Source organism: Natronorubrum amylolyticum, from assembly GCF_052040145.1.
Lineage (GTDB): Archaea > Halobacteriota > Halobacteria > Halobacteriales > Natrialbaceae > Natronorubrum.
In genome coordinates, this window is the sequence record NZ_JBPPFW010000001.1 from 424528 (window position 1) to 440578 (window position 16051).

15 protein-coding genes are annotated in these 16051 nt (G+C 66.3%); 5 read left to right on the forward strand and 10 right to left on the reverse strand.

Going from position 1 to position 16051, the window contains the following annotated elements; all coding sequences use genetic code 11:
* Positions 1-93 precede the first annotated feature (93 nt).
* The 5 genes from ACSFDB_RS02150 to ACSFDB_RS02170 all read right to left on the reverse strand — a co-directional run bounded on the left by ACSFDB_RS02150 (position 94) and on the right by ACSFDB_RS02170 (position 5231).
* The gene (locus tag ACSFDB_RS02150; RefSeq protein ID WP_440769398.1) at positions 94-993 is read right to left on the reverse strand and encodes an aminotransferase class IV; all 900 of its coding nucleotides are present in this window, start codon (positions 991-993) and stop codon (positions 94-96) included.
* Positions 986-1738: an anthranilate synthase component II gene (locus ACSFDB_RS02155; protein ID WP_440769399.1), complete on the reverse strand. Its 753-nt coding sequence runs from the start codon at positions 1736-1738 to the stop codon at positions 986-988. The genes ACSFDB_RS02150 and ACSFDB_RS02155 overlap by 8 nt, the downstream gene beginning before the upstream one ends.
* The gene (locus ACSFDB_RS02160; RefSeq protein WP_440769400.1) at positions 1731-3380 is read right to left on the reverse strand and encodes an anthranilate synthase component I family protein; all 1650 of its coding nucleotides are present in this window, start codon (positions 3378-3380) and stop codon (positions 1731-1733) included. Before ACSFDB_RS02160 ends, ACSFDB_RS02155 begins: the two co-directional genes overlap by 8 nt.
* A 156-nt stretch (positions 3381-3536) precedes the next feature.
* On the reverse strand, positions 3537-4343 hold the full coding sequence (locus tag ACSFDB_RS02165) for a helix-hairpin-helix domain-containing protein (protein ID WP_440769401.1): 807 nt from the start codon (positions 4341-4343) through the stop codon (positions 3537-3539).
* Positions 4344-4424: 81 nt separating this feature from the next.
* Entirely contained in the window at positions 4425-5231 is an 807-nt protein-coding gene (locus tag ACSFDB_RS02170; protein WP_440770170.1) for a shikimate dehydrogenase, read from the reverse strand.
* 119 nt (positions 5232-5350) lie between these two features.
* Between ACSFDB_RS02170 and ACSFDB_RS02175 the strand changes: the two genes are divergently transcribed.
* The gene (locus tag ACSFDB_RS02175; protein WP_440769402.1) at positions 5351-5767 is read left to right on the forward strand and encodes a universal stress protein; all 417 of its coding nucleotides are present in this window, start codon (positions 5351-5353) and stop codon (positions 5765-5767) included.
* Between the two features lie 81 nt (positions 5768-5848).
* Positions 5849-6793 (forward strand): calcium/sodium antiporter, encoded by a 945-nt coding sequence (locus ACSFDB_RS02180; protein ID WP_440769403.1) that lies wholly within the window; start codon positions 5849-5851, stop codon positions 6791-6793.
* A gap of 28 nt (positions 6794-6821) precedes the next feature.
* On the opposite strand, the gene ACSFDB_RS02185 is transcribed toward ACSFDB_RS02180, so the two are convergent.
* The 5 genes from ACSFDB_RS02185 to ACSFDB_RS02205 form a co-directional block, all read right to left on the reverse strand.
* Positions 6822-8168 carry a carboxylate--amine ligase gene (locus ACSFDB_RS02185; RefSeq protein WP_440769404.1) on the reverse strand — a complete coding sequence of 449 codons (1347 nt, stop codon included), beginning with the start codon at positions 8166-8168 and terminating at the stop codon, positions 6822-6824.
* Positions 8169-8258: 90 nt separating this feature from the next.
* Positions 8259-8693, reverse strand: coding sequence for a nuclear transport factor 2 family protein (locus tag ACSFDB_RS02190; RefSeq protein ID WP_440769405.1), 435 nt, complete (start codon positions 8691-8693; stop codon positions 8259-8261).
* Positions 8694-9035: 342 nt separating this feature from the next.
* Entirely contained in the window at positions 9036-9917 is an 882-nt protein-coding gene (locus ACSFDB_RS02195) for a coiled-coil protein (protein ID WP_006092173.1), read from the reverse strand.
* A 315-nt stretch (positions 9918-10232) separates the two neighbouring features.
* Positions 10233-12179 carry a glycoside hydrolase family 2 protein gene (locus ACSFDB_RS02200; protein ID WP_440769406.1) on the reverse strand — a complete coding sequence of 649 codons (1947 nt, stop codon included), beginning with the start codon at positions 12177-12179 and terminating at the stop codon, positions 10233-10235.
* A gap of 53 nt (positions 12180-12232) precedes the next feature.
* Positions 12233-13321 (reverse strand): tubulin/FtsZ family protein, encoded by a 1089-nt coding sequence (locus ACSFDB_RS02205; protein WP_440769407.1) that lies wholly within the window; start codon positions 13319-13321, stop codon positions 12233-12235.
* Between the two features lie 261 nt (positions 13322-13582).
* Here ACSFDB_RS02205 and ACSFDB_RS02210 point away from each other — a divergent pair, with 261 nt between their 5' ends.
* From ACSFDB_RS02210 to ACSFDB_RS02220, 3 genes are all read left to right on the forward strand, one after another.
* Positions 13583-14008 (forward strand): DUF5791 family protein, encoded by a 426-nt coding sequence (locus tag ACSFDB_RS02210; protein WP_440769408.1) that lies wholly within the window; start codon positions 13583-13585, stop codon positions 14006-14008.
* A gap of 171 nt (positions 14009-14179) precedes the next feature.
* A complete protein-coding gene (locus ACSFDB_RS02215) occupies positions 14180-15040 on the forward strand; it encodes a hypothetical protein (RefSeq protein WP_440769409.1) in 861 nt (286 codons plus the stop codon).
* A gap of 109 nt (positions 15041-15149) precedes the next feature.
* Positions 15150-16040, forward strand: coding sequence for an SDR family oxidoreductase (locus ACSFDB_RS02220; RefSeq protein WP_440769410.1), 891 nt, complete (start codon positions 15150-15152; stop codon positions 16038-16040).
* The last annotated feature ends 11 nt before the right edge of the window (positions 16041-16051 follow it).

Here is a 16051-nt window from a genome sequence, read left to right on the forward strand (position 1 = left end):
CGAATGTGGCGAACGGTTCTCGAGACGATTGCGGTCGCGTTCGGGGCGACGTTTCCGCGAACGACCGAGCCGCGCTCCCTTGACCGACAGTACTCACTCGTAACACGTCCGCTCGACTCGCTCGTCGTACAGCCGCGTGAGACGTTCCGTAATCGGGCCGCCACCGATCGCTCGTCCGTCGAGCGTCGCGATCGGCCGCAGTTCCCAGGTGCGGTTCGTCAGGAACGCCTCGTCGGCCGCGAGCACGTCCTCGAGTTCGTACCGACCGTCTCGAACCGGAATATCGGCTTCGGCGGCCAGCTCGAGCACGATCTCTCGCGTGATCCCCGGCAACACGTCGCCGTCGGCCGTCGGCGTCCGCAGGACGCCGTCCCGGACGAAAAACAGGTTACTCGTCGCGCCTTCGGCGACGCGGCCCTCGAGGTCGCACATGAGCGCCTCGTCCGTCTCGCCGGCTCCGTTCCCGTTCTCGGCCCGCAGTTCCGCCCGCGCCAGAATCCCGTTGAGATAGTTGTGCGTCTTCGCGGCGGCTGGAACCGCCTCGCCGGGGATTCGACGGGTTTCGACCGTCCGGACGGTCGCCACATCGTCCCAGACGGACTCGCCGTCGACTCCACCGCGCGGAAGCGGTTTGACGTAGATCACGACCGTCGGGTCGACCTCGGGCTGGGGCGTCAGTTTGCCCGGCTGTACGCCCCGCGTGATCGAGAGTCGGACGTAGGCGTCTTCGAGGTCGTTCGCCGCGAGCGTCTCGTCGATCCGCGCGCGGAGATCGTCGCCGGAGAGACCGTGTGCGAGCGAGAGCGCCTCGCAGGTGGCCTCGAGTCGCTCGAGGTGAGCCTCCCACTCGAATATCGTGCCGCCGTAGGCACGCAGGGTCTCGAAGGCGGCGTCGCCGTACCGAAAGCCGCGGTCGTCGACGCTGACGGTCGCCTCGCTCGCGGGGACGAGGTCGCCGTCGACGTGATAGATCGGGTCACGCTCGTCAGCCATGCCGTTCCTCCGCGGCGAACCGACAGAAGTTGGCGATCATTCGCTTGCCGACCTCGAGCGAGATGCCGTCCCCGTCCGCGACCTCGTCGTGACCACGCGTGAGGATGCTTTCAGGGTGGAACTGCACCCCGATGTGGGGCTTCTCGCGGTGGCGAACCGCCATCAACACGCCGCGTTCGTCGGTCGTCCGGGCCGTCTCGAGCAGTTCGTCGGGGAGGTCTGCCCTGTCGACCGCCAGCGAGTGGTAGCGTCCGACCTGGACGGTATCGGGCAATCCGTCGAAAACTCCCTTGCCGTCGTGATCCACCGCCGAGGGCTTGCCGTGGACGACGTGGGGCGCGTGGACCACCGGTGCGCCGTTAGCCGCACAGAGAGCTTGATGACCGAGACAAACCCCAAGGATCGGATACCCGGTCTCGGCGAACAACGGAATCGAAATCCCCGCTTCCTCCGGCGTCCCCGGACCCGGCGAGACGACGATACCGGTGGGATCGATCCGCTCGAGGTCCGAGAGATCGATTTCGTCGTTACGTCGAACCATGACCTCGTCCGCGACCTCGCCAACGTACTGAACGAGGTTGTACGCGAATGAATCGTAGTTGTCCACGACGAGCAACCGTTTGCTGCGGTCACTCGCTGACGCTCGTTCCCTGGCAAAACGTTGACGAAACCCCTGTCTCCCTCCCTCCGGTCGATCGTCGGGCCGCTCGCCGTTCGGCTCGCGGTTGCTATGCTCGTCACTCATGGTCCTCACCTCCATCGGTCTCGAGCGCCATCCCGGCCCGCTCGCCGAGCGCCTCGTCGACCGCCGTGATCAGCGCGCGAGCTTTGTCCAGCGTCTCGTCGTACTCGAGGTCGGGCTCCGAATCGTGGACGATGCCCGCGCCGACGCGCAGGTGATACTCCTCGCCGTGGCGGACCAGCGTCCGGATGACGATGTTGAGCGTCGCCCGCCCGTCGAAGCCGAAAATCCCCATACTCCCTGTGTAGGGGCCGCGCCGGGTCGCCTCGAGTTCCTCGATGATCTCCATCGTTCGGGGTTTCGGCGCGCCCGTGATTGTCCCGCCGGGAAACACCGCGCCGACCGCGTCGGCCAGTGTTTCGTCGGGTCGGAGACGTCCCGTCACGTTCGAAACGAGGTGCATCACCTCGGAGTAGCGGTCGATCCGGCGGTACTCGTCGACCTCGACGGAGCCGTACTCGCTGACCTTTCCGAGGTCGTTCCGCTCGAGATCGACCAGCATCGCGTGCTCGGCGCGCTCTTTCTCGTCGGTTCGCAGGTCCTCCTCGAGCGCCGCGTCTTCCGCGGCCGTCTCGCCGCGCGGTCGCGTGCCCGCGATCGGTTCCGTGCGGAGGAACTCGCCGCCGCGCGCTCGCGGGCCCTGAGCGGAATCCAGGGCGTGGGGCTCCCCGAGTTCGAGCAGCAGTTCGGGACTGGCGCTTACCAGATCGGCGGCGCGCAACTCGAGCAGTCCGGAGTACGGGGCCGGATTCACCCGCCGGAGGGCGTCGTAGGCCGCGACGGGGTGGACGGCGGCGGGGGCGACCAGCCGCTGAGAGATGTTCGCCTGGAAGGTGTCGCCGTCGCGAATGTACGCTTTGACCTGCCGGACGCGGTCCGCAAACGCCTCACGACCGCAGTCGCTTTCGAAGGTCGCTTTTGGGGTCTCGACCGGCGGCTCGCCGATGGACGAATCGCCCTCGAGTGCGGCCCGGGCGAGTTCGAGCGCGCGTTCGCGGCCGCGTTCGTATGCCGCTTCGACGGTGTCGGCGGCCGGAGCAGCCGCGTCGCCCTCCGCTCCGATCTCGAGTCGCGGACAGGCGGTCACCCGCAACGTCACCCCTTCGGCGGAGTCGTCGACGGGTTCCTCCCAGGCGGCCAGCCGGTCGTAGACGCCGACCTCGAGTCGCGGCAGATCGCGGTCGTCGGCGGCCGACTCGGGGAGTGTTTCGAGTTCTCGGACGACATCGTAGGAGAGCCAGCCGACCGCGCCACAGGGGTAGGGGACGTCGCAGTCGCCGCGAGCCAGTTCGTCCCGTTCGAGGAGTCCCTCGAGCGCCTCGAGCGTCGGCGAGCCGTCGCCAGTTCGCGGGTGGGTCACCGCGTCGGGACCGACCGTCAGTCGATCGACAGGGTCGACGCCGAAGTAGCCCCACCCTTGTTGACCGCCGGTTGTCTCGAGGAAGGCGCCGCCCGCTCCCTGGGGCGCACGGGCTCGACGGTAGGCGAGAAACGGATCGTCGACGGTGACCCGAAGTTCGACGGGAACGCGGATTCCACTGCTGTGCGTCGTCGCGTCAGGGGTTCCCCGAGTGTCGGTCTCGAGCCGGTCGGCGAGGGTGGCTCGAAACGACTCGAGCGAGGTGACGACGCGCGGATCGCTCATGTGCCTCGAGAGGGGGTGGGAGCCTAATCTTCTTGCGGTTCGGGCGCGGAATCCGCACGCTACAGGAACAGAAGTACTCGACCGTCCTCGTGACGGCCGGTAAATCGCTGAAGAATGGAAAGGAGAGCGGTGGGGCGACTCGAGACGCGGAAGGCGTTATCGGACTTCCGCGCGGTCGATCCAGCCCTGGAGGCGTTTCTCGGAGATATCGGTCTGTCCGGACAGTTCGGCAGCGTCCGCGCTGGCGAGGTCGGCGACGGTCTCGACGCCGGCACTCGCGAGGCGGTCGGCGTAGGCGGGTCCGATGCCCTTGATCGAGTCGACCGGCTCCTGACTGCCAGCGTCGTCCGCCGGCTCGTCCGGTTCCGCGTCGGATTCCGTCTCCGTTTCCTGCTCCGAGTCCGCGTCCACCTCGGCCGCGTCGTCGCCACTGGTCTCCGGTTCGGTCTCGTCGACGTCGGTCTCGCCTTCGTCCACGTCGGGCTCGGACTCGGCCTCGGTCTCCGGTTCGTCTTCGTCGTCCGATTCGATCTCGTCGGCCAGCGCTTCCGGCTCGGCCTCCTCGACCGGCACCTCCTCCTCGGAGATGTCGGGCGTCTTCTCGTCCGTCGGCGTCGCGTCCGTGGCGGACGGGCCGGTCGCCTCGGCGGGCTCGGCCGCCTCCTCGGGTTCGTCTGTCGGTTCCGTCATCGAGTCCGTCGACGCCGCAGCGGTCGTCTCGGCGGCTGCCGATTCGTCGGCGTCAGCCGCTGCGTCGCCATCGCCGTCGGATTCGGTCTCCGTAACGTCGGCGGGGCTCGACGGTGCTGCCGGCTCCGACTCCGGCTCGGTCGTCGTCGATTCGGGTCCGTCCTCCTGTGCCCCTTCCCGCTCGACCGTTACCCCGACCTCTCGACTGCGCCCTCGCTCCGGGTCCGAATCACCGAACCCCAGCAGCGATTTCAACTTCTGGAGGATTGCCATTGTGCCGATATAGTTGGTTCCATCACTTAAATTCGCCTGATACGATCGTCGACCGGGTCGATACCGGGTCGATTCGCCGGCTCAGAGGTGTGCGCGGAGCGTCTCGTTCATCGCGTCGACCGGCGCGTCCCGCCCCGTCCACAGCTCGAGCGCCTCGACGCCCTGGTAGAGCAACATCCACGCGCCGTCGACGGTCGTCGCGCCCGCGTCGGCCGCGTCCCGGAGCAGTCGCGTCTCGAGTGGGCGATAGACCGCGTCCAGAACCGCCAGCTCCCCGTGGAGCGCCTCCGCGGGCACCGGCGTCGCGTCCTCCTCCATCCCGACGCTGGTGGCGTTGACCAGCACGTCGGCGTCCGCGAGCAGGTCGGCAAGTTCGTCGGGCTCGAGCCCGTGTCCCGTCGCGTTCGGTACGTCGGCAGCCAGGTCGTGGGCCGTCGACTCGGTTCGGTTGGCGATCTCGACCGTCGCGCCCGCGTCGGCGAGGCCGAACGCGATCGCTCGGCCGGCACCACCCGCGCCGACGACGACCGCCCGGGCGTCCTCAACCGTCACGTCGTGGTCGCGAAGGGCGCGGAGCGCGCCGACCGCGTCGGTGTTGTGACCCGTCGGCGTCTCTCCCGTAAAGTCGATCGTGTTGACCGCGCCGATTCGGGTCGCGAGTTCGTCCGCGTCGACGCACTCGAGGACGTCCTGTTTAAAGGGGATCGTCACGTTCAGCCCCGTGATTCCGAGCGCCTCGGCCCCGTCGATCGCGGCCGCGATATCCGCGAGCTCGGGTTCGAAGGTAACGTACCGGGCCTCGAGACCGAGTTCGTCGTAGGCCGCTTCGTGCATCGGGGGCGACAGCGAGTGACCGACCGGATTGCCGAGCAACCCGAAGACGTCCATAGCCATACGGGACAGTCGATTCGGCGGGGATATAACGAGTGTGACTTCGCGGGCCCGACGGCACCCAGCACCTGGGAGTTCGTCCCGTCACTTAAGATAGCGTGAGCCGAACGGCCAGTATGAACCTCCTCGTTCCCATCGACAACTCGGAGCCAGCCCGCGCGGCGCTCGAACACGCGGTCCGCGAGTACCCGGACGCGACGATCACGGTGTTGCACGTCGTCGACGCGAACATGTCTCGGTACGGCGAGGGCGGGGTCTACGCCTACGAGTCGCTGATCGAGTCGGGCCAAGCGGCCGCCGAGGACCTGTTCGCGGACGCCGCCGAAGTCGCAGCGGCCCACGACGCGTCCATCACGACCGAGACCGTCGTCGGCCAGCCCGCTCGAGAGATCGTCGACTACGCCGACGAGCACGAGATCGATCACATCGTCATCGGCAGCCAGGGTCGAGACGGCGCGAGTCGCGTCCTGCTCGGCAGCGTCGCCGAGCTCGTCGTCCGTCGGGCGGCCGTTCCGGTGACGATCGTCCGGTGAGGGCGGGAATCGCCATCTACTCATCGGAGGAACGCACTCAGTTCCGGGCCGCTTTTACGCTGTTCGCGTGTAGCCGCGGCCATGCTCTCCGGTATTCCGCTCTATCTGGTGCTCCTCGCCGCCGGCGTCGTCGCGCTGTACGCCGGCGCCGAGTTGCTCGTCGCCGGAGCCGGACGACTCGCACTCGGAATCGGCCTTCGAGCGGCGACCGTCGGCGTGACCGTGATCGCGTTCGCGACGACCGCGCCCGAACTGTTCGTCGCGACCATCGGCGCCCTGGACGTCTCGACCGACATCGGTCTCGGCGCGGTGATCGGCTCGAACATCGCCAACATCGGGCTGGTGTTGGGTCTGGCCGCACTCATCAAACCGCTGCAAATCAGCTCGATCGTCATGCGTCGGCACGTCCCGTTTATGCTGTTTTCGGCCCTCTTGCTCGTCGGTCTCGGCGCCAACGGCACGATCGGACGGCTCGAGGGTGCGATACTCCTTCTCGTTCTCACCGGTTTCACGGGCTATCTGGTCTACTACGTCAGCGCGGATCCGGCACCGATGGTCGACGACCCGGAGGCCGGAGACGGGGTCGAACGCCGAGACGTCGCGCTCGTCCTCGGCGGCCTCGTCGCGCTCCTGATCGGATCGCGCTGGCTGGTCTCGGGCGGGACCGGCCTGCTCTCCGCGTTCGGCTTTTCGGATCTCTTCATCGGACTCACCGTGCTCGCACTCGGCACCTCGTTGCCGGAGCTGGCGGCCTCGGTCGTCGGCGCCCTCCGCGGCGAGACCGAGTTCGCCATCGGCAACGTCGTCGGCTCGAATATCTACAACATCCTCGCCGTCCTCGGCATCGTCGCCTTGATCACGCCGATCGAGATCGCGCCGAGTACGCTCAGACTCGAGCTCCCGGTGTTGGTCGTCTTTACGGTCGTCCTGGTCGCCATGATGGGCTACGGTCGCCGACTCACGCGCCTCGACGGGCTGGGGCTCGTCCTCGGCTACGCTATCTTTCTCTACATCCTGTATCCGTGACAACGGAACGCAAAACTGATCCGAACCGTCAGTCGTCGAGGTGCTGTGACGCCTGCGACGGCGGTGCGCCGTGGGGTTCTGCGGCGGGCTGGTCGGCTTGCGCTGGCGTGTCGCTCTCGATGACCGGTCGCGCGTCCTCGCTTTCGACGCCCTCGTCGTCGGCCGACGGCGTCGCTGATCTACTCGCTCGCCACGCCTGCACGAGGTTCAGTCCGTCCTGGAAGAACGGCGCCGGATCGTCGGCGACCGCGTAGTCGAATCGCGGCTCGCGAACGAGCGACGTCGCGACGTCGCGCAGCGCGCCGACGAACGACGGCCGTTCGACCATCGGATACTCCTCCGTCGCGACGCTGTGAAGGTAGCTCAGCTCGCCCCGAAGCAGGTGGCCGCCCGTCCCGGGCTCGTACGTCGCATCTGACTCGACCCGCTGGCCGATCGCCTGCTGCCAGTAGTAGTACGGAAAGTCCGCGCCCGCGGTGACGGAAAACGGGAGCGACGACCAGAAGCGCGGGTTGATCTCCATGAGTTTGTACTCCTCCGCGTCGGTGTCGCGCAGGAACTCGACCATCGCGAGCCCGTGCCACTCGAGTTCGTCGAGCAGGTCCCGGCCGGCGGTCTCGAGGTCGGGATCGTAGACGGCTTCCCGGTAGGCGCTCGGGCCACCGCAGTACTTCCAGCCGCGGCGCTGGCAGTGCTGGAAGGTAGCGACCGCCTCGCCCTCGTCGTAGAGGGCGAAGAAGGCGAACTCCCGCGAGTCGGGGATCCGCTCCTGGACGAGCGGCATGTGGCCGCGTCGTTCGACGGCGGCCTGCAAATCCGGCGGCGAGCCCGGCTTCTGGTACTCCGTCGAGCCGATCTCTACGTGCCCGGTGTCGGTGCCGAGATAGCCGGGTGCGGCGACCGTATATCGCGGCTTCACGATCGTCTCGCTGTCCCAGTCGTCCCACTGGTCGAGCAACGCCGTTTCGGGAACCGCCACGTCGGCCGCGTCGGCCGCGGCGAAGAGTTCGACGCGGTCCTGGACCTGTCGAAGCGTCTCGAAGTCGGGCCAGTTCGTGTCGACGACCTCGGCGAACGCGGCCTTGCGGTCGGCGAGGACGTAGACGTCCTCCTCGCGAACCGGGATGATCGTTCGAACGTCCGGCCGCTCGGCGAGTTCGAGCAACGCGTCACCGTATGCGGTGATATCGTCTGCCGGGTCCGGCACGCGGACGAACTCGTCACAGTACTTCGAGGCGGCCGCGGGCGTCGCCGGCGAGTCGGAGGCGACGACGGTGTGGACGCCGCGCGGCCGGAGCGACCGCAGACAGGCCACGGTGCTCGGCGCGTCGATGCCGGGGACGAGGACACCTGGGTCAGTTTTGTCTCGTTGCATGCTTGAAGAATGCTGATCGACTGTCATCGGTATGAGGTGGATACTTCGGATCGGTGGTCGGAAATCGAGTGCAGTGTCATGGACGTGGTGTTAGCGATCGAACGTCTCTCGTTCGAGTGCGGTGTCGGTGTATGCCCGACACCGCTGGATCGTTTCGTCGTCGAGTTCGTAGACGTGAACGAACGCGATATCGAACGGAGTGCCGTCAGCCGTCCCGACGTATGCTCCCTCTACTACGACGGTTTCACCCGCCTCCGTGAACCGCTCCGGAAGGGCTTGCAGGTGATCCGCCCCATCGCGGGGTCCCGCAGCGACGTTTTCGATAACGTCGTCGACACCCGTATAGGTTTGTTCCGTCTGCCCGCCGCTCGTCATCGTCGTCCAGGTGACGTCGGCAGCCAGCGCCGCGCCCACGTCCGCGCGCCCACCACGATTCGTGACGAAGTGGTTAAACCGGGCATAAAAGTCGGTGAGCAGTTCCCGGTTCGCCGTCCCCTCCGCCGAACGATGCGTATTCGTCTCCATGATCCTGATATATCACGTCGATAACGCGGGTGCACAAAATAGCTCACTCTATTCACACGGTGTGAAAATACGCAGTTCGGAGACAGTACGCTACGTACGTATCTGGCGGCGATTACCGGGCTCTCACTTCGTCCCGCGTCCCGATGTCCACGGCTGATCTCACCGACGATCGCTGTGCCCGGCGTCGAGAGCTACGTGCCACCGACGGTCGCTGCGCTCAACGTCCGTGTCGTCCGTCAGCGTCTACGATTCGGGGAAGCGATAGCTGCAGACGTTGTTTCGAGACGCTGTGCGGTCCAGAAACGAGAGAAAACTGCAACTGCGCCGGTAGACGAGATCGACCTAGAGCAGCCCCGTCTTCTGGAGCTTCATCAGGTCCTCGGTGTCGAGGGTTTCGCCTTCCTTGAACTTCTGATAAATCTCCTCGGCTTCCTCCTTGGCCTCCTCTTTCTTCTTGTCGCGCTCGGACTTGCGCTCTTGCTCTTCTTCCTTGTCCAGTTCGCGCAGACGCTTCTGGACGCGGACGAAATCCTCGTGGTGCTGGTCGGCGGCCTCCTGGGCCTCGACGAAGGACTCGTGCATGTCGTCGGCGTCGTCGCGGATGTCGTCGGCCTCGCGATAGGCCTCGATCATCTGGTTGTGGTGCTCCTGGGCCTTGTCAGCGAGCTCCGTCACCTTCTGGTGGTGCTGGGAGGCGTCCGATCGCACTTCCTCGGCTTCCTCGACGAGCTCCTCGAGATCTTCGTTCTGATCGAGTTTTCCCTTCCGGTCTTCGTACTCCTCGCGTTTGCCCTCGATCTTCTCGATGAGCTCCTTTTCCTCCTCGCTCGAGAGGACTTCGGTCTGCTGTTTGAACTCGAGTTGCTCGATCTCCTCTTTGAGCTTGTCGAGGTCCTTGCCCTCGTCGAGCTCCATGTCCGATTTGAGCTTCTCGACCTTGTCGAACAGCTCGTTGGCCTCGGCGTTGAGCTCGTTGCGCTTGTCCTTGTGCTCTTGGACCTTCTCGTTGAGCTCGTCGCGTTTCTCGCGGTGTTCCTGGGCTTCGTCGACTTTCTCGCGCGTCTTGGCGTTAAGATCGTCGCGTTTGGAAGCCCGGTCGGAGGCCATCTGGTTCAGCTCGTTTCGCCGGTCTCGCAGCTGTCCGGCCATCTTGATGAGCTGTCCTTTCGATTTGTTTGCTAGGTCGTCCTCTGTCAGTTCGATGTTTTTCGATTCGTCTACCATGTGTTAGTCAAACCTCTGTGCCATACCCGCACCGGAGCGCCGGTCACCCGCCTCGAGTACGACCCGTACCCGTCGGTCGGGTGCGTGTCGTAGGTGAGAGACGAGTGGCCGTGTACAGCGTTCGCTCAGGATCTGCGAAACCTCGGTGAATAAGTTTCCTGTCATCGATCGTCGAGCGATACGCGCCCCGGTGGCGTTCTGGTAGCTACACCTACTGTCGCCTTCGATTTAAATGTACCGGTACGGTAACCCCTGAAAACCGTTAGCAGGGGCCTCCACGGACTGTGTCGGCCTGTAACATGGTTTCCGAGATGCTTATAAACGATACCGGTTACGAACCTGCCGATCGCCGACCGCGACGGTCAGTTCGATTCGGGTCGCCGTCGGGGAAATTTGGGCCGTGCCAGCGGCCGCCGTCTCGAGGGGATCGACCGCGACCGTCGTCTCGCCCTCGTCGTCGTCGGCCACCCAGGAGACGGTCGCTTCGAGCGCGTCGTGCGTGTCGTTGCAGAGCGTGATCCCGACGGATCCGGGCGTCGCCGGGCCATCGAGGACCGCCTGCACCGGCTCGAGCGACTGAGCGAGTCCGCGATACGCCGGTTTCTCCTCGCCGTCGTGGCTCACGACACCCATCCCGCCGTCGGGAGCCGGGTCGCGGAGCGGCGGTCCCGTCAGCAGACCCGACCCGTGGCGACGGAGCGTCTCCGCGACCGTCTTCAGCGTCTCCGTCTGATAGCGCTGGGACTCCTCGAGACCCGCGTCGGTTCCGACGCGCCGCTCGAGAATCGCCGTATCCAACCCGGGAACCTCGGCGGGATCGGCGTCGTCCACGGCCAGCGATCCCGCATCGACGCCTGCGACGAGCCGTCCCAGCATGCGTTCGCGCTCGAGCAGCCACTCGAGGTCCGCGGCCGAGAGATACTCCCAGCCGAGTGAGAGCCGCGTCGCGTCGGGATCGGTTCCCGGCGGTCCGGTACTCGAGACGACAGCGGGAGAGCCCGACATCGACTCATCGGCGGCTTCGTCCGTGGATTCGGCGACCGTCTCCGTGACTCGCTGCGCAACCGCATCGGCGACCGATTCGGCTGCACCGTGATCCACGTCGGCCCGCCGCGCGCGATAGCGAAACCGAAGTTTCGTCAGGAACCCGCTCCCGTACAGTCCGTCAAAGGGGGCGGACGACTCGTCAGAAACGCCGTAGATCGAGGCACTCGGACGGTGGGCGTGCCGTTTCGCGAGCGTCGCTGCGAGCGCGCCGGCTTCGCCGGCCGACGGCTCGTCGTTCGATCCGACTCCCGCAACGTCCTGCCAGACGAGGAGTCCGGCCTCGTCGCAGGCTGCGTACAGCGACTCCGGGGGCACGTGGCCGTTCGCGCGCAGGAACGTCGCGTTCGCGGCGGCGGCGCGTTCGACGTCCGCGACCGGATCGCCGCCCGGGAGCCGCGCGAACCCGCGGAGCCGAACCGGCCGGCCGTTGACCCGGAACTCGTCACCCTCGCGGGAGACCTCGCAGAAGCCGACGGTCTTCGAAATCGCGTCGTCGCCGAGTTTCGCCCGCACCGTGTACCGATGCTGGGGACCGTACCCCCGCGGCCACCACGGCGACGGCTCTCGGATCTCGAGCGTGTCTGACACCGTCACCCGCTCGCCCGCGGCCGCCCGAACCGGCACCCGCTGCATCGCCGCGCTCCCGCGAAACCCCTCCGGTCGCAGCGAGAGCGTGATCGCGTCGTCGACCGCTTCGCCCGCGTCGACCTCGCACTCAAGGTCGATGACGCCGCCGTCCTCGGTGAATCGGGGACGGGCCTCGAGGCGGCGACAGAACGTCTGCGATCGAGCCTCGACGTCGACCTCCCACGGGACGCCGGACGTCGCGTGTTCGGTCGCACCGATGGTCTCCCCAGTGTCGACCACCGCGCCCGACCGCTCACAGACGACGATCAACTCGTTCTCCGGTTGCGGGTCGAATACGGTTCGAAACGGACCAACGAACGGTTCGCGGTGACCGACGCAGGTTCCGTTCAACCATATTTCGACTCGAGACGCGTTCCCACGAAGTTCCAGCAGTGCGCGCTCGCGCTCGTCCGCGCGCGGATCCGCGACCGTCGTTCGGTAGGCCACCGTTCGGTAGGCCACCGGCTCCGTCGCGTCCGCGAACGACGCCCGCGTTCCGGGGAGGGCGACCGACCGCCACTCCTCGACCGTCGGCGGGCTATCGTCAGTGTGTCCGTCGACGATTCCGCCGGTCCACTCGCCACTCATTGACACACCCACGGAACCCGAACGAAAAAGCCCTTCCGACGTATCGGCGGGAGCTAGAAGAGGTTCTCGAGGCGGTCGTCCGCGAACTGTTCTGCGGGGTCGGACCGCTCTTCTTCGCGTTCCTGTGCCCGGTTCGCCTCGCGTGCGCGATCCATGAACGCCTGTACGCGATCGGAGCGTTCGGCCCCGCCGAGCAGGACCAGCGCGCCGAGTCGGTCGCTGTCGAGCGGGAAATCGCCGCCGCGGACCTGCATGCTTCCGGTCTCGTCCTCGAGCCAGCGGCGCGCGCGTTCGACACCCTTACGGGGAATCCGGTCGGGTTCGCCGGCGATGACTAACAGCGCCGCTTCGGCCGTGGTCGCGTCCGGGAGACTCGTGCCCGTCAGGAGGGCCTGTCGCGAGACGCTCATCGCAGTGTTGATGTTCTCCGCGCTGTCCTCGCTCGCGAGTTCGGTCGCGTAGCCGAGCGCCGAGACGCCGCCTGCGCGGAGCGTGTTGATGACCTCGCTCGAGTCGACCACACTCTCACCGACGCCTTCGACGGCCTCGCCGGAGGCGAAGAGCAAGCCGACGCGCTGGGCGATCCTGCCGTTGATCGTCTCGAAGGCGCCGTCCATGCTCTCGCCCTGTTCGTGCCACGCGTCGTTATCGATGAGGAGGGTCGAGTCAGCCTCGCGGATGAGCGTCTTCAGGGATCGACCGGCGTTGGCCTGATAGAGCGCGCCCTCGTTCCGACCGGGGAGAACGCCGAGTGCGTACACCGGCACGTCGTAGACCTGCTGGAGGTGGTGGACGAGCACCGGCGCGCCGCCGCTGCCCGTTCCGCCGCCGAGACCCGCGACGACGAAAATAGCCTCGGCGCTCGAGGTGACGCGGCCGTCGAGCGCGCCGAGCACCTGCTGGATGTCCGACTGCATGACTTCGGTGCCGAGTTCGTTGTCGCCGCCGACGCCGTGTCCGTTGACGCGGTCCGCACCGATCAACAGCGTGTCGGCGAACTCGAGGGACTGGAGGTCCGCTTCCGCGGAGTTGACGGCCAGTGCGCCCTGGACGGCTCCGTAACCCATCTCCGCGTCGAAGCGGGTGAGCCGTTCAGCGACCTTGCCACCGGCCTGACCAACCCCGATCAGGGCAACTTTCATACGGATTTCATGTAAGCACGGGTAATTGAACGTTCCGGTGGACAATTACATCGAGGGTGGACGAACGTACTCGTTCGCGGACGAGGGGGTCAGTCAACGGGGGTGTCAGTGCCCGCGCATGGACGGCCCCAGCACTGCCAATATCGTACCAACTGAAACGATTTACACACTGATCGCACAGCTGTCTTGCGATCAGGTGCGCATTGACTTTCAGTGGCTACGATAACAATCCCTTTCAGCGAGATTCCCGTTTCGTCGCGTATGTTCTACGACCAGCGGATGACCGTCCCCGACTCGCCCGCCGACCTCCGCGCCGAGTACGAGGACGATCTACGGGCCGTCGTCGACCAGCACGGGATCGACACCGTCGCCGAGCAGACGGACGTCGACCGGGAGACCGCCGAGGCGCTCCTCGAGTCCGAGTCGCCCGACCTCACCATTGTGGAAGTCGCCCAGATTCAATCGCTCGAAGACGGCGAACCCGAGCCCGACGAGATGGTGACCATCGCCTGCGAGCACCTCTTGTTGGGGATGTCGACGGCCGTCCTCGACGTCGACTCGATCGAGAGCGAACTCGAGATCGAACTGGACGCCAAGGAGGTCCAGCAGAAACTCGAACAGCGCGCACCGATGTCGCTCGAGGAGTTCGTCCACATCCAGTACGTGATCGCCGACGGCGCCCCCTGAGAGCGTCGACGGCGGTATTGCGGTGCCAGACTCGTCGCCGGAACATTCTTCATAATCATTGTATATGTTTATGCTCTGATACGGTGTACTAGTGGTGATTACGATGAGATCACCACCAATTCTCGAGCAGCAGGTATCGGTAGCGAGCGGACGCGACGACGCGGTGGGACGATGAGCTTCGCGTCGACGACCAGCGGGGCCGGCAACCGAGTTCGGGGCACCGTCGAACACAGTGCGCACCGCGCGCGAAAGCCCGCCTTTTATTTCATCACAGCGGCGTTCCTCGCGTTCCTTCTGTTCGCGCTCCGGGAATCGATGGTCATGGTCGGAACCGCCTGGACCGACGGCTACGCGTTCCCAGTCCACCGCGTGCACCACATGATGATCGGCGGGATGCTGACGGTGTTCGCCGCGACGATCGCCGTCCAACTCTATCGCCCGGCGAAGCGAGTCGGCGCGCTCCAGGCCGCGATCGCCTTCGCGATTTCGGCGTTCGTCCTCACGGTCGTCGCCTCTGGCCTCGCGGCGGCCGGTGAGATCCTCGTCTTCGTGATTCCGGTCCTGGCTATTGCGGCGTTACACCCGGCTCGCCGGCAACTCGTCCCGAGCCTCGAGCGAGTGGACAGCCGGCTGATCGCACTCGCCGGGATCGGCGCGATCGCCATGGCGACCGTCGCCGTCGGCGAGTACGCGAGCCACGCGACGCTCACCAACGAGCACGTCACCTTCGGTCACTTCGAGTTCATGTTGTTCGCGACGGTCTCGATCGGTCTCTTCGCGCTACTGGGTGCCCTCCGGCCGACCGGCTGGCGCGCGCTCGTCTACGCGGCCGCCGCGATGGCCGTCCTCTTCGCCGCCGGTTCGCTCGCGTTCCCGGGAGTCGAACAGGGCTCGAGCCTCGGCACAGTCGGCGCGCTCGCCGCCGTCGCGTGGGCGATCATATTCGTCGGCCTCGCTGAGTACGTCGACCGGGTCGACTCGATTGGGGCGGAATCGGCCGACTCCGAGCCGACTCTCACGGAATCGGCTTGAGGCGCGTCGACCCGGCCCCTCCGACCGATTCCGGGCGACGACTACACAGTGAACGGCTAATTTTCGCTTCGAACCCTGAAATTATGTGCGCGCACCCCCGAGTCGACGTATGAACGTCGCAATTCTGGGCTGTGGCCACGTCGGCCTCGAGTTGGGCCGCCAACTCACCGAGCGCGGGCACGACGCGATCGGCGTGCGTCGCTCCGACGAGGGCGTCGCGGAAATCGAAGCAACCGGATTCGACGCCGTCCAAGCGGACGTCACCGACCGGGACGCGCTTGAGGCCGTTCCCGACGTCGACGCCATCGTCTTCGCGGCCAGCAGCGGCGGCCGCGGCGCGGACGCGGCCCGCGAGGTCTACGTCGAGGGCCTGCGGACGGCCATCCAGCAGTTCGGCGAGCGCGATCAGAGCCCCGACAGGCTGGTCTACACCTCTTCGACGGGTGTCCACGGCGACCACGACGGCGACTGGGTGGACGAGGAGACCGAGATCGATCCGACCACCGAAAAGACCGAGGTACTCGCCGAGGCCGAACGGATCGCCCTCGAGCTACCTCCCGAGTACGGCTTCGAGGGCACCGTCGCGCGCTACGCGGGCCTCTACGGCCCCGGTCGCTACCGCCTCGAGCGCTACCTCGAGGGACCGGTCACCGAGGGCTACCTGAACATGGTCCACCGCGACGATGCGGCCGGGGCCGTTCGCTATCTTCTGGAAGAGGACCTCGCACGGGGCGAAGTGGTGCAGGTCGTCGACGACGAACCCGCCTCCAAGTGGGTGTTCGCCGACTGGCTCGCAGAACAGTGCGACGTCGAGCAGCCGCCGAAGCAGACGAAAGCCGAGCGACTCGAGGCGGGAGACGTCTCCGAGGCCGGCAAGCGCCGCATTCTGACCAGTAAGCGCTGTTCTAACGACAAACTGCGGAACCTGGGCTACGAGTTCGCGTACCCGACGTATCGGGAGGGATACCGGGACGCGATCGATGACTATCGCGGTCGCTGACGGCGCTACTA